The organism is Mesorhizobium sp. M0590, from assembly GCF_040320905.1.
Taxonomy (GTDB): Bacteria; Pseudomonadota; Alphaproteobacteria; order Rhizobiales; family Rhizobiaceae; genus Mesorhizobium.
The window spans coordinates 217,109-242,219 of sequence record NZ_JAMYQN010000009.1 but is presented as its reverse complement, the minus strand read 5'-3'; the positions used below and the strand labels follow the sequence as shown (position 1 = coordinate 242,219).

Sequence of the window (25,111 nt, the reverse complement as noted above, 5' to 3'; positions counted from 1 at the left end):
TATTGCCAAAGTTGTGCGGCACTGGATCACCTCAGAGGTAATCCGCAATTACCTTCGCAACCTGCTAAATCTGCCTGTAGAACGGGAGCTGCCGGCTGAGCAAAGGTATTTGCTGGAGGAACTTGATAGGGCCGACAAAGAGTGACGTATGGCTCTCCACTGGTTCAACCCTCCTGTCCCGGTCAAGACCGAGCGTCCCGGGATCATCCGCAACGTCAACAACGCCGAGAAAGCCGGCGAGGAGCTGATGAAGTGGACCAAGCGTGGCCCTTGCTGGGACCTCGCTGTGCGCGTTTGCATGGCCGTGATATTCGACGAGATGGAACCTGAGGAGGCCCGTAAGGCATTTCTGGCTGCTGCAAAAGAGGAGGGGACATTACTCCCCCAATGAGAACTAGCTAAATTGGATGCGGTATAAGCTTCTAGGTGTCTATTACCAACACCGCCTTCGCGCGAAAGGAGCCCGCCGCCAGTGAGGGAGAGGCGACGGACCCCCCCCACAGCGGCTGCACATCCACGAAGAATCCCGCTGCCACCTCTAAACCCGCGAGGGCCTACATCGTTCCCTTAGCTGCGGCTAAAGCGGGGTTGGTCGGCGGGCTCTTGCCGCTCTAAGTTCCCCCTTATGGGTCCTCTCTGGTTCTCTCCACCGGTCTACGTGAAGACGAAACGTCCGGGCATTCGCAATGGGGTCAGCCACGTCGAGGGAGCCGCCGAGGAGCTCATGGGGTGGGACACAAAGGGCCCGAAGTGGACCAAGGCTGTCCAATCCTGCGTCGATGCATTCGAGGGCAAATCCTCCCCCCAAGAGGTCCGTGAAGCCTTCGAGGCGGCTGCCAAGGAGGCCAACGTGTATCTCTCCCCTGACTAGGAGGTATCATGGCAACCCATTGGTTCGTCCCTCCGGTGTTCGTGAAGACTGAAACCGGTGTCAGGCATGGCTGCAACAATGCGAGGGCAGCCCTTGAGCAGCTCAAAACGTGGACCCGGAGAGGACCCTGCTGGCATAAGGCGGTGACGCTGTGCCTGTCAGATCTGGAGGGCGATTCGATTGACCCTCAGGTGGTGCGAAAGGCCTTTGAGGCTGCCGCAAAGGAGGCCAAGATGTATCTCTCCCCTGAGTAGGAGGTGTCGTGGCAACCCATTGGTTCTCCCCTCCGGTGTACGTCAAGACCGACCGACCTGGGGTCACCTACGGGTGTAACAATGTCGAGGGTGCCGCCGAGGAACTCCTGAAGTGGATCAAGATGGGACCTAAGTGGAGGAAGGCTGTGCAACTATGCATCGACGCCGTCGAGGATCGGGCGACCCCGGAGGAGGCCCGTAAGGCCTTCGGGGCTGCTGCTAAGGAGGAGGGGATGTTCGTGCGAAACGTTGAATGTCGCGAACTGGCGCAAATTAGTTCCCACCTGAGCGTAGAAGAAGATCCATGTACGACGGGTACATCCCACGACATTGTATGGTGTAGCAACGCTGATCGCGTCTGTGCCGGCCGGCGGACGGTTGCAGCACGTTTCGTATGCTGATTGTCGCGATGGCGAGCGGCATGAATTTCGGAAGGGATATGAGAGCCAACACTTCAGGATCTCCCGGCGATGAGGCGCACTCTACCCGCAGCAGAATCAAAGAGGTCGCGGCCGAGTTCTATGTCCTGCGCGGCCACGATGGTTTCAGCTTCGGCGATATAGCGACGGCAATCGGCACGACGCGCGCCAACATCCATCATCACTTCGGCAACAAGCGTCAGCTGATGGAGGAATTGATCGCGGACTTCGCCGCCAACGCCGAGGCCCGCATCAAGCGCTTCTGGACGACCCCCGATATCCGGTTCTTCGACCGTCTCGATATGCAGCTCGAGGATCTGCGCCGCTTCTACGAACGTTTCAACGCTGAGAAGGGAGCCCGCAATATGTGGAGCCCGCTTTCGCGCCTTCGCCACGACCTCCCGGTTCTCGGCGAACCAGCGGAACGTGCCCTGGAGCGCGTCAACCGGGTCTATGATCAGAGCCTGCGTCATGCGGTGGACCAGGCGGTGAAGGACGGAGAGCTTTCCTCCGACACACTCAGCGACGAGCTCGTGCACATGCTGCGCATTACCCTTCTGTCCTGTCCACCGATGACGCAGGACACCGGAAGCTTCGACGAGGTCGCCAGGACTTTCGCAGCGCTCGCCGCGATCATCCGCGCCGCTTGGCAGGATGCGGGGAAGGGCTCGCGCCGAGGCTAGACATCCAGTGGATCAAAGCGAGGGCGAGTTGACAGATGTTAGCCTCCGGGTTACTTACTTACAGGTAAGTCAGCCCGTGGCGGCGACGAGGCGCGTACAAGGGAGGATCACGTGCTACGCGATGACGAATTCACCCGTTTCGAGGTCAGCCCCTTCACTGGAGCGCTCGGTGCAGAAATCCGCGGGATCGATCTGGCGGGCGCGAGCGAGGATGCTTTCGAAGACGTTCGCCGCGCGCTCTACCAGTATCATGCGCTCGCCGTGCGCGATCAGGAGCTTGACGCCGCTGGCGTCCACAAGGTCGCGCGCCGGTTCGGGCCATTTAGCGGCAATCCGGTGCACACGCCGATCGACGGCTTCGACGATATCGTGCGCTTCGTGCGCGAGCCGGACGACACGGGCAAGGTGATCGGCGAGGACTGGCACATGGACCTCGCCTGGCTACCAAAGCCGCCAGGCATTACGATCCTCTACGGTGAAGAGGTGCCGCCGGTTGGCGGCGACACCTGCTTCTCCAGCCTCGAGAAGGCATATGACTCGCTTTCGCCGCGGCTGGTCGAGATCCTGCAAGGGCTGACGGGCGTTCATAGCGGCCGCGGGGTCTTCGCCATCAACGCGGCCCACAGCCGGCTCGGCGTCAAGGCCGATGTCGAGGCGATCGAGAATGCCGTCGTCGAGCATCCTGTGATCTGTCGCCACCCCGAGACAGGCCGGCGCTATGTCTTCGTCAGCAGCGTGATGACCAATTTCAAGGGGATGACAGAGGAAGAAAGCAAGCCGATGATCGACTTCCTGATGGCGCGGGCTGTCCGGCCCGAGTTCAACTGCAGGCTGCGTTGGGAACCGAAGACGCTCGGTATGTGGAACAATCCCCATGTCCTGCACACCGCCATCAACGATTATCCCGGATATCGCCGGGTGATGTACAGAACAACGGTGGAGGGCACCGTTCCACTTGCCGCCAGGGACGGCTGACGCGCAACCGCTCAGGGAGGAGCAATGGCATTTGGTTCCGTGGCGTCCGTCGGCCATAGGGGGGAAGGGCCGGCTGAAGCGGCTGGCGAGACCAAGAAGCGGCGCTTCGCGTTTTCGCCTGCCTACCTCTATGCGACGCCCGTGCACCTCCTGGTGCTTGGGATCATCGTGCTCCCCGCGATCTTCGTCCTGTGGCTGAGTTTCGAAGCCTCGTCATTCGGCCAATCGGCAACCTTCGTTGGGTTAGATAACTATATCCGCGTCCTCACCGATCCCTATTTTTGGGGTTCGGTCTGGAACACGGTCCTCGTCGTCGCCGTTGCCGTTCATATCGAACTGCTGCTCGGCCTTGGCCTGGCCCTGCTTTTCGCTTCCGGTCTTCCCCTCCAGCGCGTCATGCTCGTCGTGGTGCTCGCTCCCTACGCCATCAGCGAGGTGACGGCGGTCGCAATGTGGCGCTTCCTGTTCGATCCAGACGTCGGGCCGATCACGCTGATGCTGCGATACACCGGGCTGCCGACGCTCGACTGGACGTTCATCCCTTCCCATGGCCTCATCCTCGTCGGCCTGCTGACAATCTGGCTGCACCTGCCATTCACATTCATCATTCTCTATGCGGCACGGCTCGCGGTTCCGAAGGAGCTCTACGAGGCTGGGCGCACCGACGGGGCCAACGCGTTCCAGCTCTTCCGCAACATCACGCTACCGCTTCTGGCGCCAGCGATCCTGATCGCGCTGCTCTTCCGCTACATCTTCGCCTTCCGCCTCTTTTCCGAGGTCTGGCTCCTGACCCAGGGCGGCCCGGCGCGCACGACCGAGGTCGTTTCCGTTTATCTCTATCAGGAAGGCTTCCGCTACAACTCGTTCGGCACGGCGGCCGCGACGGCGTGGATGATGGTCGTCATCTCGCTGCTGCTTGCGACTGGCTATGTATGGCGGCTGCGCAAGGAATCCGTGGCCAATGCGTTCTAAGCGTCTCGCCATCGGTGCCGGAAAGACGCTCGCTGTTGCGGCAATCGTCGTCTGGTCGCTGTTTCCGATCGGTTTCATCGTGCTCTCGTCGTTCAAACCCGGTCGCGAGATTTTCGCGGTTCCACCAGAGCTCTTCTTCGAACCGACCTTCGAGCACTACGCCTCGTTATGGCAGCGCTGGCCGGCCTTTTTCGACGGGCTCGTCAACAGCCTGATCATCACCACCGGGGCAACGGCGCTTGCCGTCATGGCAAGTTTGCTCGCTGGTTTCGCCTACTCGCGCTATCGAGGCGTCCGTTTCCTGGAGGGATCGGTGATGTTTCTGATCGGATCGCGGCTGATCCCGCCGATCGTCGTGACGCTGCCCCTGTTCCCGGTCGTCAATCGGCTCGGGCTCAACGACACCCATCTGGTGCTGATCCTGCTCTACGCGACCTTCTTCGTCTCGCTCGGCACGCTCCTGATGCGCACGTTCATTGACCAGGTGCCGCGCGAACTCGACGAGGCGGCTGTCCTCGACGGCGCGCGGCCGCTGACGATCCTTGTGAAGATCATCTTGCCGCTCGTAGCGCCCGGCATGCTCGCCGTCGCCGTCTTCGTCGTCGTCTTCGCGTGGAACGAGTTTCTGTTCGCCTATATCTTCACCGCCAACCACGCCAAGACTGCGCCTTTGGTCCTTTCTGAGATGATCAGCTCGATCGATGGCGTCGACTGGGGCGTGCTCTTTGCGGCCTCTACCGTCCAATTGCTGCCGGTTCTCGTCTTCGTGGTCCTGATGAACCGGTTTCTTGTCGCCGGGTTGACCGCCGGCGCGACCAAGGGGTGACGACGTCACCGAGAAAGGGAGGAAGACAATGCCTTTGCACATGACACGCAGAGCCCTGCTGACGACCGCGATGGCCGCCGGCGCGACGGGCGCATTTGGCCGGTTGGCCCATGCTCAGGTAAAGACGCTGAACGTGCTTTGCCATCGCGTCCACCAAGCCAACCTGACGACCGGCGCCGCCGGCAATGTCATCAAGCCCTGGGAGGACAAGAACAATGCCCAGATATCCTGGACCACGCTCGACAGCAATCCGCTCCAGGACCGGCTATTCCGGGAGGCGAGCCTGAGCGAGACCGATTTCAACGTCGGCTATGTCATCGACAACCGCATGACGTCGCAGATCGCCTCGCTGTTCGAGCCGCTAGACGATCTCCGGAAAGCCGAGCCGATCGAGGATTTCGACGATATCGCCGAGGGCCTGCGCCAGTCGATGACCGTCGGCGGCAAGCTCGTCGGCGTTCCGGTGCGCCATGCTACGCAGGGGCTTTTCTACAACGAGGAGCTGCTTCAGGAGGCCGGCATTTCGGCGCCACCGAACACGCTGGAGGAGCTGGTCGAGCAGGCGAAGAAGCTGACCTTCACCTCCAGGTCCGGCACGCCCGTCGTCGGCATGATCCTTGCGAGTGACCTCGCCGTCTTCCCGGTCATGTTCGCCCGCGCCTTCGGCGGCGATTTCATCGACAAGCAGTTCAAGGTGGTCCCCGATCCGGAGGCGATGGAAAAAGGCCTGTCCGTGCTTGCCGACCTCTTCAAGGCCGGCGCGCTGCCCCGCAGCTATGCCACAACGCGCAACGACGACATGGTGACGTGGATGCAGCAGGGGCGCGCTGCCTTCGCGGTGCTGCCTTTCGCCCGCTACGCGCAGCTCAACAACAAGGAACAGTCGACCGCACCGGGAAAGATCAAGGCGATCGAGTTCCCCGGCTCCAAAACCCTCGGCAGCGGTCACGAAATGCATCCGGTCGTCGAATCCTGGGCGATGGCCATTCCCGCCAATTCGACGGACAAGAAGCTCTCCTGGAGCTACATCCGCTTCGTAGCGAGCAAGGCCGCCACACTCGACATGGCGCGCAACGGCAATGGCCCCGTCCGCACCTCGACCTATGCCGAGCCGTCGTTCGCCGGGTCGCTGCCGCAGGCGAAGGTCGAGGCTGCCGCGCTCGCCAAAGCGCGACCGGCCTTCCCGGCTTTTCCCGAAGCCGCTCGCGCTCAGTCGACGTTTCTCGAGGAGGTTCAGCTCGCAGTCCTCGGTCGCAAGAGCCCGAAGGAAGCGGTCGCCGCCATTGTCGATCGCGTCAAGCCGCTGATGCCAGCGTAATCGTACGGGCCACGTCGCCAAGTCGCCTGGTACTTGCCAGGCGACCAACCGGCGAGGATCAGCACGGTCGTAAAGTGGTCGTCGGGTGAGGCGATGTTCTATGGACCTGAATTCGATCGCGCGAGCTCAGGACTGCCTGGCAGTGCGCTGGCGCAGATAGCAGGTTCATCGCACCGCCGCCGATATCCCACTACGCGGCATAGGCAATGGCCGCTGACCGTCGGCGACTCCCCATGATCGAGGTAGATGCCATGATGCCGCTTGTCGGCACGCATGGCGTACTGACTCTGTAGATGCTTTCGAGCGGCGCCGGGACGCTTATCGCCTGCTATTTCATGTGGTGCACGGGATGCCCCCTCGGGGGGACGTAATCAACCTTCGAACTTGCCAGCCTGTAACTTTCTGACCAGGCCGACCAGCTGATCCAGATCCGCGCGTGTAAGCGCAAGCATCTCGGCAGGGGGCTTGTGATATTCCCTTGTCAATTCCTCAATGGTTGCAGCACCCTTGGCCGTAAGCTTGACAAGTTTGACACGGCGATCGCTTGGCGACGGAACACGTGCGGCGAGCCCCGCCTGCTCCAACCGATCGGTCAGCCAGGTTGCCGTCGAAGGGTCGCAGTGCCATTGAGCGGCCAATGCGCCGATCGGCTTGCCCGCATCTTTGTCGAGCGTGAAGAGGGCGCGCGAGTCGTTGGGCGTCAGGCCCAATTTCTGCTGGATCGCCAACCGGTCCGGCGCCGACCGCATCAGGAAATCAAACATCAGGCGCCATGCCTCGGTGGCGTGCTGCAAGCGATCTTGGCCCGGTCTCATTCCACGCTCCTTCGAGTCTTGACACATACTTGGACCAATCATATGATTTGATAAATCAAAATGTTTTTTTGGTCAAACCAATGAGAGGAGATCCGGGATGACCAATACCACGGTTCTCGTCGTCGGAGGCGGCCTGAACGGTCTGACGGCGGCCGCCCTACTGGCTCACAACGACATTGCGTGTGTCCTCGTCGAGCGTCATCCCGACCACGTCAATCCAGTACAAGTTTGCCGGCATCTCCCCGCGCAGCATGGAGATATTCCGAAGCCTCGGCCTCGAGGCGGAGATTCGTACAAATCGGACGGGGGACCAGCAGGCAGGCGCTATTGCGCGCGCCAGGAATCTCGCCGATCCGGAGATTCAATGGGGAGGACCGGCGTGGCCGGATGCAAGTGCCCTCAGCCCCACGCAACCGGCGACGTGTGATCAGCACGTCTTGGAACCGATTCTGCGCCGCTACGCCGAGCGGAACGGTGCAGATGTGCGTTTTAGCGCGGAGCTGGTGACTTTCGATCAGGGCGAGACCGTCGTCCGCGCGGAAATTCGCGATATCGCGACCTGCGCAAAGGAGGTCATCTCGGCCGACTATCTGATCGTGGCGGACGGTGCGAACGGTTCCCTGCGAGAAAGGCTGGAGATCAGCCGCAGCGGGGCAGGCGGCCTTCAGCACTGGATGAATGTAGTCTTTGACACGGACATGCCTCCGACGATAGGCGGCAAGCGCTTCACGTCGTGCTTCGTGACGGACCTCAACGGGACCTTCACGCCCAGGGAGGGTGGACGATGGCTTCTGGCGCTCCAGTACTTTCCCGAAAAGGGCGAGAAACCACAGGATTTTGATGAAGCCAAATGCAGGGAACTGATCATACGAGGTGCGGGCCGGTCGGACATCACGACGAGGCTTGTCGATGCGCGCTCCTGGGAAGTGGCCGCCCTCACAGCGCGCCAATTCCGCCGAGGCCGCGCGTTTCTTGTGGGGGATGCCGCACATGTGATGCCCCCAACAGGCGCTTTCGGTGGCAATTCAGGTATCCACGACGCCCATAACCTTGCCTGGAAGCTTGCGATGGTAGCACGCGGGCATGCCGATCCCTCGTTGCTGGATAGCTATGACATGGAGCGCCGGCCGGTCATCGAGGCTACGTTGGCGCAAGCGCTCGCCCGCCTACAGAAATGGTTCGACGATCCGTCGAAGCGGTTGCCTCCTCCTGTTGCGATCGTCGAGGATTACGACGTGGTATTTGGCCAACGCTACACTGCAGGCATCGTGGCTCGGGAATCCACACCGGACGATCACCCGTTCCAAAAATCCGCCAAGCTGTCGGGTCGCCCTGGCACGCGTTTACCGCATTTCGCGGTCGAGCGCGCCGGCCAGCGGATTTCGAGTCTCGATTTGTGCGATCGCGATCTTCTTCTCCTCTGCGCCGACGAAGCATGGTGTCAGGCCGCTGACGCCGTAAGCCAACGCCTCCGTATGCCGCTGACCTGCCACGCCTTGGGTGCGGGGATCTGATTGACTTGGACCATCGGTGGCCTTCCGCGCTCGGGGTTGAAAGCGGCGGTGCCGCCTTGGTCAGGCCTGACGGCTTTGTCGCGTGGCGATCAATGCACGGTGTGCCTGATCGCGTACAGGTGCTGATCGAAACACTTGACGGGTTTGGTTTCCGTACGCAGGCACACGAACACCATCGGTGAGCGGCGGCGAGTGCGGGTGCCTCCTGCGTTCTGGCACGCCGATGTCGTCGCCGGGAATGCGGGCGATGCCAAGGGCGCAGACGGCCAGCGCACGAAGCCCGGCCGCTACGACTTCCTTGCCGATCCCATCGCCTGGAATGGCCGCGATCCTGTGGCTTCGCATCGGTCCGGTCTTCCCTTGTGGCGCTAAACTCCGATGGATCACCGTGGCCTTGGCAGACCGAATGTCGCCGTTACCGCAAATGGTCAATCAAACCGTTCAGCAGGAGCAGCAACGCCCCAGCGACGACAGCCGCGGCCGCGTCGTCCAGCATAATGCCGGCCCCACCCCTTACCTTGTCATGCACGATACGGATGGGCCAAGGCTTGACGACGTCGAAAAACCGGAAAGCAAGGAAGCCTGCTGCCCACCAGAGTGGGTCGATCGGAAGCATGGAAAGTGTCGCGGCGGCGCCGAAGGTCTCATCGATGACGACGATCTGCGGATCCTCCGTCCCGGTACGGGAGATAACATGCGATGACGCCCATACGCCAACGGCGAACAGGGCCGCATAGGCAAGCACGGTCAGCCAAGGCGATGCAGGTATCAGAGCTGCGGCAACAGCCACTCCAACCATTGCGCCGACCGTGCCCGGCCATATTGGAGATAATCCCGCGCCAAGAGAGGTCGCGAGCAGGTAGGCAAACTTGGGTGAAAATTTATGCATCGAGTTTCGGCCGGCTTCCGACGGATGGCAAGCAATCATAGTCACATCGTTCGGGTGCGACCGCCAGACCGCCGGCCGATTTGCTCCGTCAGCTTGGCGAGCGCCTTATTCCGCCGGCCGCATTCGCCGAAAGAAATCGCTGTTGCGGCGGGTTGAGAACGTTGCTGAGCCAGTTCTCCGTCTGCGTTGACCAAGTCGAACGGTGGCGACGGTGGAACAAACCCGCAAATTGCTGGTAAAGCTCGGTGAAACGACATCATCAGAGGAGCCGCCATGATCGCCGGTCTCATGAAAAGTCGCATCGACCCGCTATGGGAGCAGGCCGCCTCTCCGCTGATCGGGATCGGCATGACGCCGAACCAGGTTACGGCTAGCGGGCTCGTGCTCGTCGCCTTGTCGTCGGCCGCCTATGTCTATCACCATTCAAGTCTTGCCTTTGGCCTTTGCCTGGCGTTTGCCTTCACCTTCGACGCGCTGGACGGTGCGGTCGCCCGCCGGACAAATATGAGCACCAAGGCCGGTGGCTATTTCGACGCTGTCGTCGACCGCTATCAGGAATTGGCCGTCTTTGCGGCAATCGGCTGGGTCGCCGATCTGTGGGCGATCGCAATGTTCGCGTTCGCCGGCGGGATACTCACAAGTTACGCCAAGGCACGGACGGCGCTGGAAATTCCCGTAGAAAACCATGGTTGGCCGGATTTCTTCGAGCGGATGGAACGTCTGGTGTTCATTTGCGTGCTGCTCGCCGCGGACGGAGTCGCGACCGCCATGGGCGCGGCTTCGCCCTGGATTCTGGCGGGTGGGTTCGCGCTGTACGCAGTGCTGGCCAACGCCACAGCGCTACAACGGATCAGTCGTGCATTTGCGATGCTTAAACGAGCCGACGGCAACCAGCCGTGAGACCGCAAGAACGCTTGCATTCAGCCTCATGTGAGGCTATATACTGCTTCATATGAATGGGAAGCAGAGATGCTAGCATTTGGAAATATAGCCGACGTGCTGGGGCTGTCGCCCAAGGAAACGGCTGCACGGTCGCCATTCGGGCTGATGGCTCGAATTGAAGGCGGATTGCCCATCGGCGCGCTCGAACGCGTCTCACAATTGCTGGCACCGGCCGATGCCCAATTCAAATACCGCCTCGTTCCAAAGGCAACCTATGAACGTCGCAAGAGGGGCGCTCTTCGACTGTCTTCGGAGGAGGGCATGCGGGTGGCACGGGTGGCTCGTGCATGGGACTTGGCCCTCGACGTCTGGAAGATCGAAGATGAGGCTCGTGACTTTCTATTTCGACCTCATCCCATGCTGGAAGACCGACGCCCGATCGAAATGGTCATCCAAAACGAGATCGGCGCCGAGCTGGTGATCGATATCCTTGCAGGCCTGAAATACGGCACTGCCGCTTGACGGCGCAGATACTCGATCGGACGCTGCCGTGCTTCAGGATCGGCGATCCTGCCGGCATCTATCCGATCTTTGACGCGACGGGCTCGACGATCGCGCCCGGCCGCTGGAACACGCCTGGCAGCCCAGTGATTTACACCAGCGAGCACTATTCGACAGCGTTGCTGGAAAAGCTGGTGCACGGCAGCGGCAGACTGCCGCCCAACCAGCACTACGTCCAGATCATGGTTCCGCGCGGGCTAAGCTACGAGATATTTTCGCAGCCGTCGCTGCCGGGGTGGGATATGATGCCGGCAAAGGTGAGGAAGGAATTCGGCGAGACGTGGTATGTCGAGCGCCGCAGCGCGATCTTGATCGTGCCAAGCGTCGTGGCTCGCCTCGACAACAACGTGTTGATCAATCCGACCCATCCGGAGTTTGCCTTGATCACAGCCAGCCTGCATCAACCCGTATATTGGGACAGTCGCCTGTTCGGCTCCTGAGCAGGTCAGGAGGGGCAGGTTCCTGCCTGCGGCGTCGATTGTTCAAACTCGTCAGCGCCAGGCCAAGCCTGGGGCGACATGGGTCAGAATCGCCTCGATGACATGGGCGTTGTAGTCGACCCCGAGCTGGTTGGGGACGGTAAGCAGCAGCGTATCGGCCTCCGCGATGGCTTCGTCGCCCTTTAGCTGCTCGATGAGGATGTCCGGCTCGGCGGCATAGGAGCGGCCGAAGACGGCGCGCCTGTCTGCCTCGATGTAACCGAACTGATCTCCGCTCTCATTGCCGCCGAAATAGGCGCGGTCGCGATCGTCGACCAAGGCAAAAATGCTCCGGCTGACCGACACCCGCGGCTCGCGCGTGTGTCCGGCCGTCTTCCAGGCCTCACGAAAAGCCCGGATCTGTTCGGCCTGCTGGATGTGAAACGGCTTTCCGCCTTCGTCGAATTTGAGCGTGGAGCTTTGCAGGTTCATCCCCAGCTTCGCCGCCCATTCCGCCGTGGCGTTGGTGGCGGCGCCCCACCAGATGCGGTCGCGCAGGCCCTCCGAGTGTGGTTCAACGCGAAGCAGGCCGGGCGGGTTGGGAAACATCGGCCGCGGATTGGGCTGCGCAAAGCCTTTGCCCAGCAACACTTCGAGCAGCACTCCGGTGTGTCTGCGGGCCATGTCGGCATCGCTCTCGCCCTCTTGCGGGGCGTAGCCGAAGTAGCGCCATCCCTCGATCACCTGCTCCGGCGAGCCGCGGCTGATGCCCAGCTGCAGACGCCCTCCGGCGATTAGGTCGGCGGCGCCGGCGTCCTCGGCCATGTAGAGCGGGTTCTCATAGCGCATGTCGATCACCGCCGTGCCGATCTCGATTCGGCTGGTCTTCGCCCCAACCGCCGCCAGCAGCGGGAAGGGCGAGGCGAGCTGGCGCGCGAAGTGATGCACGCGGAAATACGCGCCGTCCGCACCCAGCTCCTCGGCCGCGACGGCCAGGTCGACGGACTGCAAAAGCGCGTCGGATGCCGTCCGCGTCTGCGATTGCGGCGAGGGCGTCCAATGCCCGAACGAGAGGAAACCAATCTTCTTCATGAGAACCAGCCTAAAGGGGAGCCAGGTGCAGACTATGCTGCGGCGCGCAGCAAAGCATCGCAAAATCGGTGCCGATGATCGCCTGCCTTGACGCGCAAAGCTTGAATCGGCGGTTGTTGATCAACGATGCCGACCGTGCCGAGCTGCCGTCGGACGCGAGTCTAGGAAGGTGCCGCGAACGCGAGCAATATCGCGATGAGGATCAACAGCGGTCCCATCCATTTGAAGCGAGTCCCAAAGTTGGTCCACCATGCTTGCTGCTGGCCGGGGCGAGCTTGGAACGGGTCCGCGAGAAATCCGAAGCCGACGCCAGCCATCCACAACCCGGCGCAGAACATGATGAACTCGTCGATGTATTCCGCGACCACTCTTCGAAACTTTCGAATTTATGCCGCCGCTACATGCGCCGAATTCGAGCCGATATAGTTACGGATCGTTTCGATGATCCGGTCCTGGTCAGCCTCGCTCAGATAGGGATGCATCGGCAGGCACAGGATGCGCTTCGGCAACTCTTCCGAAACGGCAAGGCCGGTCGGCGTGCGCGGATAATCGCGATAGGCAATCTGGCTGTGCAGCGGTTTCACATAGTAGATGACCGACGGAATGCCCTTTTCACCGAGATGTGCCTTGAGCCCGTCGCGTTTCGGCGTTTCGATGGCGTATTGCGCCCAGGCCGAGCGGCCGCCGCCCAGATTGCGCGCCGCCTTGACGATATCGCCGAGACCTTCGGCATAGCGATTGGCGACCGCTTGCCGCGCCACCATCTCGTCTTCGAGGATGGCCAGCTTCTCGATCAGGATCGCCGCCTGAAGCGTGTCGAGCCGTGAATTGATGCCGACGCGGACATTGTCGTATTGCGTTTCGCCCTTTCCGTGAAAGGCGAACGAGCGCAGCTGTTCGGCCAGCGCATCGTCATTGGTGAACATCGCACCGCCGTCGCCATAGCAGCCGAGCGGCTTTGCCGGATAGAAGCTGGTCGAGCCGACGGTGCCGAACGAGCCGCACATCTTGCCGTGAGCCGAGCCGCCGGTCGCCTGCGCCGCATCCTCGATGACCATCAGGCCTTCGCGATCGGCGATGGCCATGATCGCCTCGTAATCGGCGGCGAGGCCGAACAGGTCTACGGGAATGATTGCCTTCGGCCTCAGCCGGCCCTCCGCCTTGATCATGGCGATTGCCGCCTCGAGGCTGGCGACGTCGATATTGTAGCTGTCGGCATCGACATCGACGAACACCGGTTCGGCCTTGGTCAGCGCCACCACTTCGGCCGTGGCGGCGAAGGTGAAGCTCGGCACGAACACCGCGTCGCCCGGGCCGATGCCGGCGGCAAACAGCGGCAGCAGCAGCGCATCGGTGCCGTTGGCGCAAGCGACCACATGCTTGGTGCCGATATAGGCGGCGAGCTTGTTTTCGAATTCGGCGACCTGAGGTCCGAGAATATAGCGGCCTTCGTCGACGACGCGGTCGATTGCCGCCTTCAGCCTGTCGCGGATGCGTTCGCGCTGCGCGCCAAGATCGATGAACTGCATGTCGGCCTCAAACGGTTTTAGCCAGATAACCGGCCGCTGGTAGCAGACTTGGCACGGCCGAGAAAGCCGCAGGGCAAAACCCTGAATTGCTCAAGTGTCGCAGCCTGTTACCTCTGGTTTCCGATCTGCCCTCTTAAACGCGAGGAAATCCGGGCTTCGGCATGCTTGATGTGGCCTTTGTATCCCGCCCCACTGGCTGGGCGAAACATAAAGTGATCGCCGGCAAGCGGTCCGCGAGGCTGTTGCCAGCCGGTCAGGCGATTTCATGCCGCCATGGCGGGTTGGCGCCGGCCCGCGATACCGTCACCGCCGCGGCTTTGGCGCCGAGCGTCAGCGCCTTGTGGATGGCTTCTTCCGGCAAGCTGGCGATTGCCGTCTTCGACAGCAGGCCCTGCTCGTGCAAGGAGGCGAGGATGCCGGCATTGAACGTGTCGCCGGCGCCGACCGTATCGACCACCTCGACCTTGTCCGGCACGACCGTGACGCGGTGCTGGCTGCTGTAACCGACCGCCCCCTCGCTGCCATGGGTGACGACGATCAGCTTCGGACCGCGATCCAGCCAGTTGCGGACGACGTCCTCATGCGAGCCGGCTTCGCCGAACCAGTTCAGATCCTCGTCCGACAGTTTCACGATATCGGCCATCGCCATCATGTTGCGGATGCGCCTGAGGTGCTTGGCTTTGTCGGGAATGAAGTTTGGCCGGATGTTGGGATCGAGCATCATCACGCGGCGCTCATGCTCGCGCCGCATGAACTCCTCATAGGCCGATCCGGCCGGCTCGGAGATCAGGCTGATGGCGCCGAACAGCATGGCCTCGATCTCGCTGCCGAGTTCCGGCAGGTCCTCGATGGTCAGCATGCGCCCGGCGGTGTTCTCGTCATAGAATGTGTAGGTCGCTTGGCCGTTGGTGAGCCGCACGAAGGCGAGCGTGGTCGGCCGCGGCGAAGTGTGCGCATAGGTGGAACTGACCTTGCTGGCCCCCAGCGCCTCCCTGAACTGGCCGCCGAACAGATCCGACGACAGGCCGGAGAAGAAGCCGGCCGGCGCTCCGAGCCGGCCGAGCGCAATGGCCGAGTTGAAGACGGCACCGCCGACATAGGGCGCAAAGGCCGGCTCGCCCTCCGTCGTGGTGCGCGGCAGCATGTCGATCAGGGCTTCGCCGCAGCAGAGAATCATGAAGTCTTGCTTTCCGGCGGATAGATCACGCCCTTGCGAATGATGATGTTGGCATAGAGCCGCGGCTCGCTTGTCGCGACGATCGCGTGCGCGGTCTTGACCCGTGCATAGAAGTCGGCGCCGGCAAGCGCAACCACCGTGCGGCCCGGCGCACGCCTGGCGCAGATCGCTTCCATCTCATGGTGAACCGGATCGGCGAGCAGGGGATCGCCTTTGGCCGAGGCGCGAAACAGCGCCTGCGGCACGGCGTCGTCGACAGGCAATACGCTCAATACCGCATCGAGCACCGGGACGAGATGATGACCGTCGGCGCGGATCAGCCGCTGTGCCTGCTGCTCGGCCGGGTAGTTGCCGTCGACCAAGGCGATCTCGTCCCCATGGCCCATCGCGCGCAATATCGCCAGAAGCTCGGGGCCGAGCAGCGCCGGGATGCCGATCAGCATGCTCAGAAGCTCCGGGAAATCGTGGTCGAGCCGATGAGGAAGCGCTCCGACAGCGGCAGGCTGGCGCCACCCAGCGCCCGCGCATGGATGCCGACGGTTCCCTCGCGAACGGCCGGCAGCCTCAGGCCTTCGCCGTCGATCCGGCCGATGGCTTGGATAACGGCATCGACAAGCCGCCTGCGCACGGCAAGCGGCATCCATCCGTCGATCACCGCGGCTTCGAAATCAATGACGGAGGAGGCCGAAACGATGGCATAGGCAAGCGCCTGCGAGGCGCTGGCGATCCAGTCGTCAAGCTCGGCGCCGATCTCGCCCCAGTCCCCCGGTGATGTCCACAGATGCGAGGCCTCGATGCCGCGCGCGTTGAGCGCCTTTTCCAGCATGGCGATCGACGCCACGTCGATCAACTGCGTCGGCTTGCCGTCCGGCCCGGGCACTGGCATTGAGCCCAGCGCGCCGGCATTGCCGGTCGGGCCGCCAAACAGCCGGCCGTTCAGCACGATGCCGCCGCCGGCAAAGGCGCCGATATAGAAATAGACGAAATCGCGTGCCGCACCCGCCGCGTGGCCGAACACGAGCTCGGCGCCGCAGGCCGAGGTGGCGTCGTTCTGCAGATAGACTGGAAATTCGCATTGCGCCTGGATATCGGCGCGGATGTCGCGATGGCGCCATTCGTCCATGATTTCGCGCGGTGCGCCGGCGGTGTCGGCCCAGTTCCACAATTCGAACGGCATGGCGATGCCAAGCCCGGCGATGCGTTTGTCCTGCGCCGGGGTGAGTTCGCCGCGCATCTTCTTCATGCCGCTCGTGACGAATTCCACCGTCTCGCGCGGCGCCGGATAGCGGTATGAATGCTGCAGCATCGAGCGCACATTGCCGAGGAAATCGATCAGCACTAGCTCGGCGCTGCGGCGGCCGATCTTCAGGCCGATGAAATAGGCGCCGTCGGGATTGAGCGCCATGGGTATCGAGGGCTGGCCGATCTTGCCGCGCAACGGCGCCTGGCGGACGAGCAGGTCGTCCTCCTCCAGCTCGCGCATGATGACCGACACTGTCTGCGCCGAAAGGCCCGTCATGCGCGCAATATCGGATTTGGCCAGGCTGCCGTGCTGACGCACCAGCGACAGCACCAGCCGCTCATTGTGGTCCCGCATGCCGCTTTGATTGGTGCCGCGGTGCAGGCGGCTTTCGGCCGCATCGGGCGAACCGTGCCTCGTAACGCCGGTCTCCACCCCTGTTCCTCCCGTCGGTTTCCCCTCAATGCTTTTGGTCTAGAGTGGGTGAACAATCCTGCGATGTCAATAATAAATAAGAGTGATTTAATTATTGACAGTGCTGGCGGACTGGTGTCTCTTGAGATCGGCGTCGACACTGGGAGATTTCGTCGGACGCGCTGCAGATGCCGGTTGGCCGGCATCCTAAATGGTTCCATGGGAGGAAAATCGTGACCACGTCAAAACTGTTGAAATCCACCGTGTTTGCCGCGGCCGGACTGAGCTTGATGGCGTTTGCATCGACGGCATCGGCCGCCGGGGTCGGCGCCTGCTTGATCACCAAGACCGACACCAATCCCTTCTTCGTCAAGATGAAGGAAGGTGCCGCCGCGAAAGCCAAGGAAATTGGTGTCGATCTGAAGGCCTACGCCGGCAAGGCGGAAGGTGACAATGAGGGCCAGGTTGCGGCGATCGAATCCTGCATCGCCGACGGCGCCAAGGGTATTTTGATCACCGCCACCGACACTGCGGCCATCGTGCCGGCGGTGAAGAAGGCGCGTGATGCAGGGGTGCTGGTGATCGCTCTGGACACCCAGCTCGAGCCTGCCGACGCCGCCGATGCGACGTTTGCGACCGACAATTTCAAGGCCGGCGAGCTTATCGGCTCCTGGGCAAAGGCCACCTTGGGCGACAAGGCCAAGGACGCGCACATCGCCTACATGGATCTTATCGCCAGCCAGCCCTCCGTCGACGTGCAGCGTGATCAAGGCTTCATGAAGGGCTTCGGCATCGACCTCGGCGACCCCAACAAGATCGGCGACGAAACCGACGCACGCAATGTCTGTCACGATCTGTCGAGCGGCAATGAGGATGGCGGGCACACTGCCATGGAGAACTGCCTGCAGAAGGATCCGGATATCAACGTCGTCTACACCATCAATGAACCCGCGGCCGCGGGCGCCTACCAGGCGCTGAAGGCCGTCGGCAAGGAGAAGGACGTCCTGATTGTCTCGGTCGATGGCGGCTGCCCGGGTGTCAAGAACGTTGCCGAGGGCGTGATCGGCGCCACTTCACAGCAATATCCACTGCTCATGGCCTCGCTCGGCATCGAGGCGATCAAGACCTTTGCCGACAGCGGCAAGAAGCCTGAGCCGTCGCCCGGTCTGAACTTCTACAACACCGGCGTGACGCTGATCACCGACAAGCCTGCCGCCGGCATCGAATCCATCGACACGAAGCAAGGCCTCAGCAAGTGCTGGGGTTGATTTGATCCCCTGATCGGCTCAACTTCAAAAGAACAATAGAGAATGTGGAGCGGTTTCGGCCGCTCCACATCACAGGCGGGAGGTCGACTTGAGCGTCGAAACAACCAGGAGCAAGGGACCGCAGGAATTCGAGACGGTCCTGGCCACTAGCGACACCAGCGTCGCTTCATTCGAGACGCATTCCCGCTCGACGCTGGAGAGCATCCAGCACCGCTTGCACAAAAGCCCTGCCATGGTGCCGCTGATCATCCTGATCATCTCGGTGGCTCTGTTCGCAGTCTTTGTCGGCGGACGCTTCTTTTCTCCTTTCACCCTCACCCTGATCCTCCAGCAGGTGGCGATAACCGGCATGGTCGGCATCGCGCAGACACTGGTGGTGCTCACCGCCGGCATCGACCTGTCCGTCGGTGCCATCATGGTGCTGAGCTCGGTCGTCATGGGCCAGTTTGCCATGCATTACGGTGTTCCAGCGCCGGTGGCCGTTGCCGTCGGGCTGCTTGTCGGCGCGATTTGCGGCTTGATCAACGGCATTCTCATCGCCTGGGTGAAACTGCCGCCCTTCATCGTGACGCTCGGCACCTGGTCGATCTACGCTGCCATCAACTTCATCTATTCCGGTAACGAGACCATCCGCAGCCAGGATCTCGAGACGACGGCGCCGCTGCTGCAGTTTTTCGGCGGATCGTTCAGGATCGGGGGCGCTGTCTTCACCTATGGCGTGCTGTTGGTGCTGATCATGGCGGCAATTGCCTGGTACGTGCTCAATCACACCGCGTGGGGCCGGCATGTCTATGCGGTCGGCGACGACCCGGAGGCCGCGGAGCTGTCGGGTGTGCGCGTCAGCCGGATGCTGGTCGCGGTCTACACGCTGACTGGTATCATTTGCGCCATCGCCGGCTGGGCCCTGATCGGACGCATCGGATCGGTCTCGCCGCAGGCCGGGCAGTTCGAGAACATCAATTCGATTACCGCCGTGGTGATCGGCGGCACTTCGCTGTTCGGCGGCCGCGGCTCCATCCTCGGGACCATCTTCGGTGCGCTGATCGTCGGCGTGTTCGCGCTCGGCCTCAGGCTTTGGGGGACAGATCCGCAATGGACGCAATTGTCCGTCGGCGCCCTTATCATCATCGCTGTTGGTATCGACCAGTGGATCAGGAAGATCTCGGCATGAACCAGACTCACGAACCGATCCTTACCGCGCGCAGCCTGGTCAAGCGCTACGGCCGCGTCACCGCTCTCGACAGCGCAGACTTCGACCTCTATCCGGGCGAAATCCTTGCTGTCATTGGCGACAACGGCGCCGGCAAGTCGTCGCTTATCAAAGCCATTTCCGGAGCGGTCACCCCGGACGAAGGTGAGATACGGCTTGAAGGCAAGCCTATTGCCTTCAAATCACCGATGGAGGCGCGCGAGGCCGGCATCGAGACCGTCTATCAGAACCTGGCGCTGTCGCCGGCGCTGTCTATCGCCGACAACATGTTCCTCGGCCGGGAGATCCGCAAGCCCGGGTTCCTCGGCGAATGGCTGCGCATGCTCGACCGTCCGGCGATGGAAAAGCGTGCCCGCGACAAGCTCACCGAACTTGGCCTGATGACGATCCAGAACATCAGCCAGGCGGTGGAAACGCTCTCGGGCGGCCAGCGCCAAGGCGTGGCGGTGGCGCGTGCCGCCGCCTTCGGCTCGAAGATGGTCATCATGGATGAGCCGACGGCTGCGCTCGGCGTCAAGGAGAGCCGCCGCGTGCTCGAACTCATACTCGACGTAAAACGCCGAGGCCTGCCGATCGTGTTGATTTCACACAATATGCCGCATGTCTTCGAGGTGGCCGACCGCATCCACATTCATCGGCTCGGCCGTCGCCTGTGTGTCATCGATCCGAAGCAGTATACGATGTCCGACGCCGTCGCCTTCATGACTGGCGCCAAGGTGCCGCCGGAAGCGGCGCTGGCGGCTTGAGCAAGAACTTGAGGCCCATCGCCGAGGGGCCCAAACGCGATGTTTCCAAATGCCAAATTGCCGCAGGGCAACCCGGCTTGCGATCACCCGAATCGATTGAACATCCGGTGGGATGCACTAGCATTGGCAGAGATGGTGAAAGCCGCATGATCCTGGCAACGTCACGAGAGGCAGCATGACGCGCGCGATGACAACCGAAGCTCCTCTGCCCACGCTCAAAAACCCGGATCCCAAGACGCTCGCCGAGGAAGTCTTGCAAGCCCTCAAATACAGGGTCGGCAAGGGCACCAACGTTGCAACCCAGTACGATTGGCTCACCGCCTCGATCAAGGTTGTACGCGACCGCATAGTCGATCACTGGATGCAGGCGACCCAAGAGGCCTACGCCCAGCAGGAAAAGCGCGTCTACTACCTGTCGCTGGAATTCCTCATCGGCCGCCTGATGCGCGATGCCTTCTCCAATCTCGGCCTGATGGACAATATGCGCGAGGCGCTGTCGTCGCTTGGCGTCGACCTCGACATCATTGCTGCGCTCGAACCGGACGCTGCCCTTGGCAATGGCGGTCTTGGCCGGCTCGCCGCCTGCTTCATGGAAAGCATGGCGACCGTCAATATCCCCGCGCATGGCTACGGCATCCGCTACGCCAACGGCATGTTTCGGCAGGAGATCCATGACGGCTGGCAGGTGGAGCTGCCCGAGACATGGCTCGATCACGGCAATCCCTGGGAGTTCGAGCGCCGCGAACGCTCCTTCGAGGTCGGCTTCGGCGGCTCGGTAGAATCGGTCACGTCGAAGGACGGCCGGCTCGAGCGCCACGTCTGGAAGCCGACCGAACATGTTCTGGCAGTCGCCTATGATACGCCGGTTGTCGGCTGGCGGGCCAACCGCGTCAACACGCTGCGTCTGTGGTCCGGCATGCCGGTCGACCCGATCCTGCTCGACAAGTTCAACGCCGGCGATCACATCGGCGCGCTCGCCGAAAGCAACAAGGCCGATGCGTTGTCGCGCGTCCTTTACCCGGCCGATTCCCACAAGGCGGGCCAGGAGTTGCGGCTCAGGCAGGAGTATTTCTTCTCCACCGCCTCGCTGCAGGACATCGTCCAGCGTCATCTCAGCCAGTATGGCGACCTGCAATCGCTGCCCGACAAGGCGGCGATCCATCTCAACGACACCCATCCGGCGATCGCCGTAGCCGAGCTGATGCGCCTGTTGATGGATGTCCACGGCATGGATTTCGACCAGGCCTGGAGCATCACCAAGCGCACCTTCGGCTACACCAACCACACGCTCCTTCCCGAAGCGCTGGAAAGCTGGCCCGTGCCGCTGTTCGAGCGGCTGTTGCCGCGCCACATGCAGATCGTCTACGCCATCAACGCCGAGGTGCTGCTCGAGGCGCGCGCCTCCGACCAGTTCTCGGACGAGCAGATCAGCCGCATCTCGCTGATCCAGGAAAATGGCGATCGCCGCGTGCGTATGGGCAATCTGGCCTTTGTCGGCTCGCACTCGATCAACGGCGTGTCGGCACTGCATACAGAATTGATGAAGGAGACGGTGTTTGCCGACCTCCACAGGCTCTACCCGGATCGCATCAACAACAAGACCAACGGGATCACACCGCGGCGCTGGCTGATACAGTGCAATCCCGGCCTCACTGCACTCACCCGAGAGGCGATTGGCGACGGCTTCCTCGACGACATCGACGAGATAAAGCGGCTTGATCCTTTCGCTGAGGACGCAGCCTTCCGCGACAAGTTCGCCGCCGTCAAACGGGCGAACAAGACGAGGCTTGCCAAGCTCGTTGCCGACCGGCTCGGCATCAAGGTCGACCCATCGGCGCTGTTCGACATCCAGGTCAAGCGCATCCACGAATACAAGCGCCAGCTCTTGAACATTCTCGAAGCGGTCGCGCTTTACGACCAGATCCGCTCGCATCCGGAGCGCGACTGGATGCCTCGCGTCAAATTCTTCGGCGGCAAGGCGGCGCCCAGCTATCACAACGCCAAGCTGATCATCAAACTTGCCAATGACGTCGCCCGGGTCATCAACCGCGACCCGGCGGTGCGCGGCTTGCTGAAAGTGGTATTCGTGCCGAACTACAATGTCAGCCTGGCCGAGATCATGATGCCGGCCGCCGATCTTTCGGAGCAGATATCGACCGCCGGCATGGAAGCGTCCGGCACCGGCAACATGAAGTTCGCGCTGAACGGCGCGCTGACCATCGGCACGCTCGACGGCGCCAATGTCGAGATCAAGGAATGCGTGGGCGACGACAATATCTTCATCTTCGGCCTGACCACCGATGAGGTCGCCGAGCGACGCAACAATGGTTACGATCCGCGCGCTGTGATCGAGGGATCGCCTGAATTGGCGCAGGCGCTGGCCGCGGTTTCATCCGGAGTCTTTTCACCTGACGATCCGGACCGTTATCGCGACCTGATCAACGGTCTTTACCAGAGCGACTGGTTCATGGTCGCCGCGGATTTCGATGCCTACGCCGCCACCCAGCGCGACGTCGATGCCGTCTGGCGCAACAGCCCGGACTGGTACGCCAGAGCCATCCGCAATGTCGCGCGCGTCGGCTGGTTCTCGTCCGATCGAACGATCCGCCAATATGCGAAAGACATATGGCACGTGCCCGCCTGATATGATTGCATGTGGCCACGAACAATGTGGTCCTAGTGGAGTGGATTTGACCCTCGCATCCCTTGGAGGGTAAGGCGGCATGCGAATGTCGAATTCAAAACTCCACTAGAAACATACACTTGGTGCCCGGGGAGGGTCACTGCCTGATGAGCAAGCCGCGCGCGACCGTTGCGACAAGCGGGCCGGACGGACTGGCGCCAGCCGGCGATGTCGCGGCGATTGTCGCCGGCACGCACGGCGATCCGTTTGCAGTGCTTGGCGTGCATGAGGCGGGAAAGGGCTTTGTCGCCCGCTGCTTCGTCCCTCATGCCGAGTTCGTCACCGCCTATACGCTGACCGGCAAGAAGGCCGGCGAGCTGTCGAGACGCGACGACCGCGGTTTCTTCGAAGGCAAACTGTCGCTGCGCAAACGCCAGCCGCTGCGCTATCACGCCAGGAATTCCGGCGGTGACTGGTGGCTGACCGATCCATATTCCTTCGGTCCCGTGCTCGGCCCGATGGACGATTATTACATCGCCGAAGGGTCGCATCTCAGGCTGTTCGACAAGCTCGGCGCCCATCTCATCGACCATGAAGGTGCATCGGGTGTGCATTTTGCGGTGTGGGCGCCCAATGCAAGGCGCGTCTCGGTGGTCGGCGACTTCAACGAGTGGGACGGCCGCAGGCATACCATGCGCGTCCGCCGCGACACCGGCATCTGGGAGCTGTTCATTCCCGACATCGGCGCTGGCCGCCCGTATAAGTATGAAATCATCGGGCCGGATGACGTGAGATTGCCGCTCAAAGCCGATCCGTTCGCCTTCAAGTCCGAACTGCGCCCGGCCACCGCCTCGGTGACGGCATTGCCGCCGGCGCATGAATGGGGTGACGAGGCGCACCGGAACTACTGGCGCAATGCCGACCACAGGCGCGAAGCCGTATCGATCTACGAGGTTCATGCCGGGTCATGGCGGCTTCACGACGACGGCAGCTTCCTGTCGTGGGATGAGCTCGCCGACAGGCTGATCCCTTACGTGGTCGAGACCGGTTTTACCCACATCGAATTCATGCCGATCTCCGAACACCCTTATGACCCGTCCTGGGGCTACCAGACGACGGGTCTTTATGCGCCGACTGCCCGCTTTGGCGATCCGGACGGTTTTGCCCGCTTCGTCGACGGCGCCCACCGTGCAGGCATCGGCGTCATCCTCGACTGGGTGCCGGCGCATTTCCCGGTTGACGAACACGGTCTGGCAAAGTTCGACGGTACCGCGCTCTACGAACATGCCGATCCGCGCAAGGGCTTCCATCCCGACTGGAACACCGCGATCTATAATTTTGGGCGCCGCGAAGTGATTTCGTTCCTGGTCAACAATGCGCTGTTCTGGGCCGAGAAATATCACGTCGACGGACTGCGCGTCGATGCGGTCGCCTCGATGCTTTATCTCGATTATTCGCGCAAGGCCGGTGAATGGATTCCCAACGAGAAGGGCGGGCGGGAGAACCTCGAAGCGGTCAGCTTCCTGCAGCGTATGAACAAGGAGGTCTACGGCCACCATCCAGGTGTGATGACCATCGCCGAGGAATCGACCTCGTGGCCGAAAGTCTCGCAGCCGGTGCATGAAGGCGGACTGGGCTTCGGTTTTAAATGGAACATGGGCTTCATGCATGACACTTTGGAGTATTTCTCCAAGGAGCCGATCTTCCGCAAGCATCACCACAACGACATCACCTTCGGTCTGGTCTACGCCTTCAGCGAGAATTTCGTGCTGCCGCTGTCCCATGACGAAGTGGTGCACGGCAAGGGCACGCTGCTCAACAAGATGGCCGGCGACGACTGGCAGAAATTCGCGACGCTGCGCGCCTATTACGCGTTCATGTGGGGTTATCCCGGCAAGAAGCTGTTGTTCATGGGCCAGGAGTTCGCACAGCGCCGCGAGTGGAGCGAGGGGCGCGCGCTCGACTGGAACCTGCTCGATTTCCGGCTCCACCGCGGCGTCTGGCAGACGGTGCGCGATCTCAACTATCTCTACCGCTCGCGCCCCGCGCTGCATGCCCGCGACTGCGAGCCGGAGGGCTTTTCCTGGCTGATCGTCGACGACAGCGCGAACTCAGTATTTGCCTGGCTGCGCAGCGCGCCGGGCGGCAACCCGGTCGCGGTCATTTCCAATTTCACGCCGGTGCCGCGCGACAATTACCGCGTGCCGTTGCCGCACGCCGGAAAATGGCGCGAGATCATCAACACCGATGCCACGGATTATGGCGGTTCCGGCAAGGGCAATAGCGGCGGCGTCGAGGCTCAGGCGGAAGGAGGAGGCATTTCGGCGACGATGCTTTTGCCGCCGCTGTCGACGATCATGCTCGAATTCGTCCCGGACTGAGCTATGTCTGGAGCATCTAACCTGGGAGGATAG

28 protein-coding genes and 1 pseudogene are annotated in these 25,111 nt (G+C 62.0%); 21 read left to right on the top strand and 8 right to left on the bottom strand.

Going from position 1 to position 25,111, the window contains the following annotated elements:
* The first annotated feature begins 148 nt into the window (after positions 1 to 148).
* From NKI52_RS17470 to NKI52_RS17430, 9 genes are all read left to right on the top strand, one after another.
* On the top strand, positions 149 to 391 hold the full coding sequence (locus tag NKI52_RS17470; RefSeq protein WP_352503357.1) for a DUF982 domain-containing protein: 243 nt from the start codon (positions 149 to 151) through the stop codon (positions 389 to 391).
* Between the two features lie 234 nt (positions 392 to 625).
* Positions 626 to 871 (top strand): DUF982 domain-containing protein, encoded by a 246-nt coding sequence (locus NKI52_RS17465; RefSeq protein WP_352503356.1) that lies wholly within the window; start codon positions 626 to 628, stop codon positions 869 to 871.
* 8 nt (positions 872 to 879) lie between these two features.
* The gene (locus NKI52_RS17460) at positions 880 to 1,125 is read left to right on the top strand and encodes a DUF982 domain-containing protein (RefSeq protein ID WP_352496211.1); all 246 of its coding nucleotides are present in this window, start codon (positions 880 to 882) and stop codon (positions 1,123 to 1,125) included.
* A gap of 8 nt (positions 1,126 to 1,133) precedes the next feature.
* A complete protein-coding gene (locus NKI52_RS17455) occupies positions 1,134 to 1,526 on the top strand; it encodes a DUF982 domain-containing protein (RefSeq protein WP_352698757.1) in 393 nt (130 codons plus the stop codon).
* A gap of 38 nt (positions 1,527 to 1,564) precedes the next feature.
* Positions 1,565 to 2,227 carry a TetR/AcrR family transcriptional regulator gene (locus tag NKI52_RS17450; RefSeq protein WP_352698755.1) on the top strand — a complete coding sequence of 221 codons (663 nt, stop codon included), beginning with the start codon at positions 1,565 to 1,567 and terminating at the stop codon, positions 2,225 to 2,227.
* A 111-nt stretch (positions 2,228 to 2,338) separates the two neighbouring features.
* Positions 2,339 to 3,202 (top strand): TauD/TfdA dioxygenase family protein, encoded by an 864-nt coding sequence (locus NKI52_RS17445; protein WP_352569922.1) that lies wholly within the window; start codon positions 2,339 to 2,341, stop codon positions 3,200 to 3,202.
* Positions 3,203 to 3,226: 24 nt separating this feature from the next.
* On the top strand, positions 3,227 to 4,174 hold the full coding sequence (locus NKI52_RS17440; RefSeq protein ID WP_352698753.1) for a carbohydrate ABC transporter permease: 948 nt from the start codon (positions 3,227 to 3,229) through the stop codon (positions 4,172 to 4,174).
* Positions 4,164 to 5,000, top strand: coding sequence for a carbohydrate ABC transporter permease (locus tag NKI52_RS17435; RefSeq protein WP_352569920.1), 837 nt, complete (start codon positions 4,164 to 4,166; stop codon positions 4,998 to 5,000). Before NKI52_RS17440 ends, NKI52_RS17435 begins: the two co-directional genes overlap by 11 nt.
* A 28-nt stretch (positions 5,001 to 5,028) precedes the next feature.
* On the top strand, positions 5,029 to 6,318 hold the full coding sequence (locus NKI52_RS17430) for an ABC transporter substrate-binding protein (protein ID WP_352645748.1): 1,290 nt from the start codon (positions 5,029 to 5,031) through the stop codon (positions 6,316 to 6,318).
* Between the two features lie 371 nt (positions 6,319 to 6,689).
* Here the strand turns inward: NKI52_RS17430 and NKI52_RS17425 are convergent, their stop codons facing one another.
* Positions 6,690 to 7,133: a MarR family winged helix-turn-helix transcriptional regulator gene (locus NKI52_RS17425; RefSeq protein WP_352645749.1), complete on the bottom strand. Its 444-nt coding sequence runs from the start codon at positions 7,131 to 7,133 to the stop codon at positions 6,690 to 6,692.
* 97 nt (positions 7,134 to 7,230) lie between these two features.
* Between NKI52_RS17425 and NKI52_RS17420 the strand changes: the two are divergent.
* The 4 genes and pseudogenes from NKI52_RS17420 to NKI52_RS17405 form a co-directional block, all read left to right on the top strand.
* Positions 7,231 to 7,299: pseudogene (locus NKI52_RS17420) on the top strand (hypothetical protein); the annotation flags it as partial.
* 16 nt (positions 7,300 to 7,315) lie between these two features.
* Positions 7,316 to 8,647 carry an FAD-dependent monooxygenase gene (locus tag NKI52_RS17415; RefSeq protein WP_352645751.1) on the top strand — a complete coding sequence of 444 codons (1,332 nt, stop codon included), beginning with the start codon at positions 7,316 to 7,318 and terminating at the stop codon, positions 8,645 to 8,647.
* 5 nt (positions 8,648 to 8,652) lie between these two features.
* Positions 8,653 to 8,829, top strand: a complete 177-nt coding sequence (locus tag NKI52_RS17410; protein WP_352645753.1) for an aromatic-ring hydroxylase C-terminal domain-containing protein — start codon at positions 8,653 to 8,655, stop codon at positions 8,827 to 8,829.
* 10 nt (positions 8,830 to 8,839) lie between these two features.
* A complete protein-coding gene (locus NKI52_RS17405) occupies positions 8,840 to 9,019 on the top strand; it encodes a hypothetical protein (protein WP_352698751.1) in 180 nt (59 codons plus the stop codon).
* Positions 9,020 to 9,062: 43 nt separating this feature from the next.
* On the opposite strand, the gene NKI52_RS17400 is transcribed toward NKI52_RS17405, so the two are convergent.
* Complete coding sequence (locus tag NKI52_RS17400) at positions 9,063 to 9,536, bottom strand: phosphatidylglycerophosphatase A family protein (RefSeq protein WP_352698749.1); 474 nt, start codon at positions 9,534 to 9,536, stop codon at positions 9,063 to 9,065.
* Positions 9,537 to 9,809: 273 nt separating this feature from the next.
* On the opposite strand from NKI52_RS17400, the gene NKI52_RS17395 reads away from it, so the two are divergent.
* From NKI52_RS17395 to NKI52_RS17385, 3 genes are all read left to right on the top strand, one after another.
* Positions 9,810 to 10,436: a CDP-alcohol phosphatidyltransferase family protein gene (locus tag NKI52_RS17395; protein WP_352569917.1), complete on the top strand. Its 627-nt coding sequence runs from the start codon at positions 9,810 to 9,812 to the stop codon at positions 10,434 to 10,436.
* Positions 10,437 to 10,505: 69 nt separating this feature from the next.
* Positions 10,506 to 10,940, top strand: coding sequence for an antitoxin Xre-like helix-turn-helix domain-containing protein (locus tag NKI52_RS17390; RefSeq protein WP_352576915.1), 435 nt, complete (start codon positions 10,506 to 10,508; stop codon positions 10,938 to 10,940).
* The gene (locus tag NKI52_RS17385; RefSeq protein WP_352645759.1) at positions 10,937 to 11,419 is read left to right on the top strand and encodes an RES family NAD+ phosphorylase; all 483 of its coding nucleotides are present in this window, start codon (positions 10,937 to 10,939) and stop codon (positions 11,417 to 11,419) included. The genes NKI52_RS17390 and NKI52_RS17385 overlap by 4 nt, the downstream gene beginning before the upstream one ends.
* Before the next feature lie 51 nt (positions 11,420 to 11,470).
* Here NKI52_RS17385 and NKI52_RS17380 read toward each other — a convergent pair whose 3' ends face one another.
* The 6 genes from NKI52_RS17380 to NKI52_RS17355 form a co-directional block, all read right to left on the bottom strand.
* Positions 11,471 to 12,490, bottom strand: coding sequence for an LLM class flavin-dependent oxidoreductase (locus NKI52_RS17380; protein WP_352645761.1), 1,020 nt, complete (start codon positions 12,488 to 12,490; stop codon positions 11,471 to 11,473).
* Between the two features lie 161 nt (positions 12,491 to 12,651).
* Positions 12,652 to 12,858, bottom strand: coding sequence for a hypothetical protein (locus NKI52_RS17375; protein ID WP_352576853.1), 207 nt, complete (start codon positions 12,856 to 12,858; stop codon positions 12,652 to 12,654).
* An 18-nt stretch (positions 12,859 to 12,876) separates the two neighbouring features.
* A complete protein-coding gene (locus tag NKI52_RS17370; RefSeq protein WP_352698747.1) occupies positions 12,877 to 14,019 on the bottom strand; it encodes a DegT/DnrJ/EryC1/StrS family aminotransferase in 1,143 nt (380 codons plus the stop codon).
* A gap of 253 nt (positions 14,020 to 14,272) precedes the next feature.
* Complete coding sequence (locus NKI52_RS17365; protein ID WP_352698745.1) at positions 14,273 to 15,196, bottom strand: carbohydrate kinase family protein; 924 nt, start codon at positions 15,194 to 15,196, stop codon at positions 14,273 to 14,275.
* Positions 15,193 to 15,639 (bottom strand): RbsD/FucU family protein, encoded by a 447-nt coding sequence (locus tag NKI52_RS17360; RefSeq protein WP_352698743.1) that lies wholly within the window; start codon positions 15,637 to 15,639, stop codon positions 15,193 to 15,195. The genes NKI52_RS17365 and NKI52_RS17360 overlap by 4 nt, the downstream gene beginning before the upstream one ends.
* Before the next feature lie 2 nt (positions 15,640 to 15,641).
* The gene (locus tag NKI52_RS17355; RefSeq protein WP_352679636.1) at positions 15,642 to 16,871 is read right to left on the bottom strand and encodes an ROK family transcriptional regulator; all 1,230 of its coding nucleotides are present in this window, start codon (positions 16,869 to 16,871) and stop codon (positions 15,642 to 15,644) included.
* Positions 16,872 to 17,101: 230 nt separating this feature from the next.
* Here NKI52_RS17355 and NKI52_RS17350 point away from each other — a divergent pair, with 230 nt between their 5' ends.
* From NKI52_RS17350 to glgB, 5 genes are all read left to right on the top strand, one after another.
* Positions 17,102 to 18,118, top strand: coding sequence for a sugar ABC transporter substrate-binding protein (locus NKI52_RS17350; RefSeq protein WP_352449223.1), 1,017 nt, complete (start codon positions 17,102 to 17,104; stop codon positions 18,116 to 18,118).
* Positions 18,119 to 18,206: 88 nt separating this feature from the next.
* The gene (locus tag NKI52_RS17345) at positions 18,207 to 19,289 is read left to right on the top strand and encodes an ABC transporter permease (RefSeq protein WP_352679639.1); all 1,083 of its coding nucleotides are present in this window, start codon (positions 18,207 to 18,209) and stop codon (positions 19,287 to 19,289) included.
* A complete protein-coding gene (locus NKI52_RS17340; protein ID WP_023679303.1) occupies positions 19,286 to 20,074 on the top strand; it encodes an ATP-binding cassette domain-containing protein in 789 nt (262 codons plus the stop codon). Before NKI52_RS17345 ends, NKI52_RS17340 begins: the two co-directional genes overlap by 4 nt.
* Before the next feature lie 175 nt (positions 20,075 to 20,249).
* Positions 20,250 to 22,718, top strand: coding sequence for a glycogen/starch/alpha-glucan phosphorylase (locus tag NKI52_RS17335; protein ID WP_023679304.1), 2,469 nt, complete (start codon positions 20,250 to 20,252; stop codon positions 22,716 to 22,718).
* Between the two features lie 146 nt (positions 22,719 to 22,864).
* Complete coding sequence (glgB, locus tag NKI52_RS17330) at positions 22,865 to 25,078, top strand: 1,4-alpha-glucan branching protein GlgB (RefSeq protein WP_352698740.1); 2,214 nt, start codon at positions 22,865 to 22,867, stop codon at positions 25,076 to 25,078.
* Positions 25,079 to 25,111: the final 33 nt, after the last annotated feature.

Excerpts from the sequence above, each read along its gene's own strand:
- NKI52_RS17470 (WP_352503357.1), top strand. The coding sequence starts at position 149 with ATGGCTCTCCACTGGTTCAACCCTCCTGTCCCGGTCAAGACCGAGCGT.
- NKI52_RS17465 (WP_352503356.1), top strand. The coding sequence starts at position 626 with ATGGGTCCTCTCTGGTTCTCTCCACCGGTCTACGTGAAGACGAAACGT.
- NKI52_RS17460 (WP_352496211.1), top strand. The coding sequence starts at position 880 with ATGGCAACCCATTGGTTCGTCCCTCCGGTGTTCGTGAAGACTGAAACC.
- NKI52_RS17450 (WP_352698755.1), top strand. The coding sequence starts at position 1,565 with ATGAGAGCCAACACTTCAGGATCTCCCGGCGATGAGGCGCACTCTACC.
- NKI52_RS17440 (WP_352698753.1), top strand. The coding sequence starts at position 3,227 with ATGGCATTTGGTTCCGTGGCGTCCGTCGGCCATAGGGGGGAAGGGCCG.
- NKI52_RS17435 (WP_352569920.1), top strand. The coding sequence starts at position 4,164 with ATGCGTTCTAAGCGTCTCGCCATCGGTGCCGGAAAGACGCTCGCTGTT.
- NKI52_RS17430 (WP_352645748.1), top strand. The coding sequence starts at position 5,029 with ATGCCTTTGCACATGACACGCAGAGCCCTGCTGACGACCGCGATGGCC.
- NKI52_RS17425 (WP_352645749.1), bottom strand. The coding sequence starts at position 7,133 with ATGAGACCGGGCCAAGATCGCTTGCAGCACGCCACCGAGGCATGGCGC.
- NKI52_RS17400 (WP_352698749.1), bottom strand. The coding sequence starts at position 9,536 with ATGCATAAATTTTCACCCAAGTTTGCCTACCTGCTCGCGACCTCTCTT.
- NKI52_RS17395 (WP_352569917.1), top strand. The coding sequence starts at position 9,810 with ATGATCGCCGGTCTCATGAAAAGTCGCATCGACCCGCTATGGGAGCAG.
- NKI52_RS17390 (WP_352576915.1), top strand. The coding sequence starts at position 10,506 with ATGCTAGCATTTGGAAATATAGCCGACGTGCTGGGGCTGTCGCCCAAG.
- NKI52_RS17380 (WP_352645761.1), bottom strand. The coding sequence starts at position 12,490 with ATGAAGAAGATTGGTTTCCTCTCGTTCGGGCATTGGACGCCCTCGCCG.
- NKI52_RS17370 (WP_352698747.1), bottom strand. The coding sequence starts at position 14,019 with ATGCAGTTCATCGATCTTGGCGCGCAGCGCGAACGCATCCGCGACAGG.
- NKI52_RS17365 (WP_352698745.1), bottom strand. The coding sequence starts at position 15,196 with ATGATTCTCTGCTGCGGCGAAGCCCTGATCGACATGCTGCCGCGCACC.
- NKI52_RS17360 (WP_352698743.1), bottom strand. The coding sequence starts at position 15,639 with ATGCTGATCGGCATCCCGGCGCTGCTCGGCCCCGAGCTTCTGGCGATA.
- NKI52_RS17340 (WP_023679303.1), top strand. The coding sequence starts at position 19,286 with ATGAACCAGACTCACGAACCGATCCTTACCGCGCGCAGCCTGGTCAAG.
- NKI52_RS17335 (WP_023679304.1), top strand. The coding sequence starts at position 20,250 with ATGACGCGCGCGATGACAACCGAAGCTCCTCTGCCCACGCTCAAAAAC.
- glgB (WP_352698740.1), top strand. The coding sequence starts at position 22,865 with ATGAGCAAGCCGCGCGCGACCGTTGCGACAAGCGGGCCGGACGGACTG.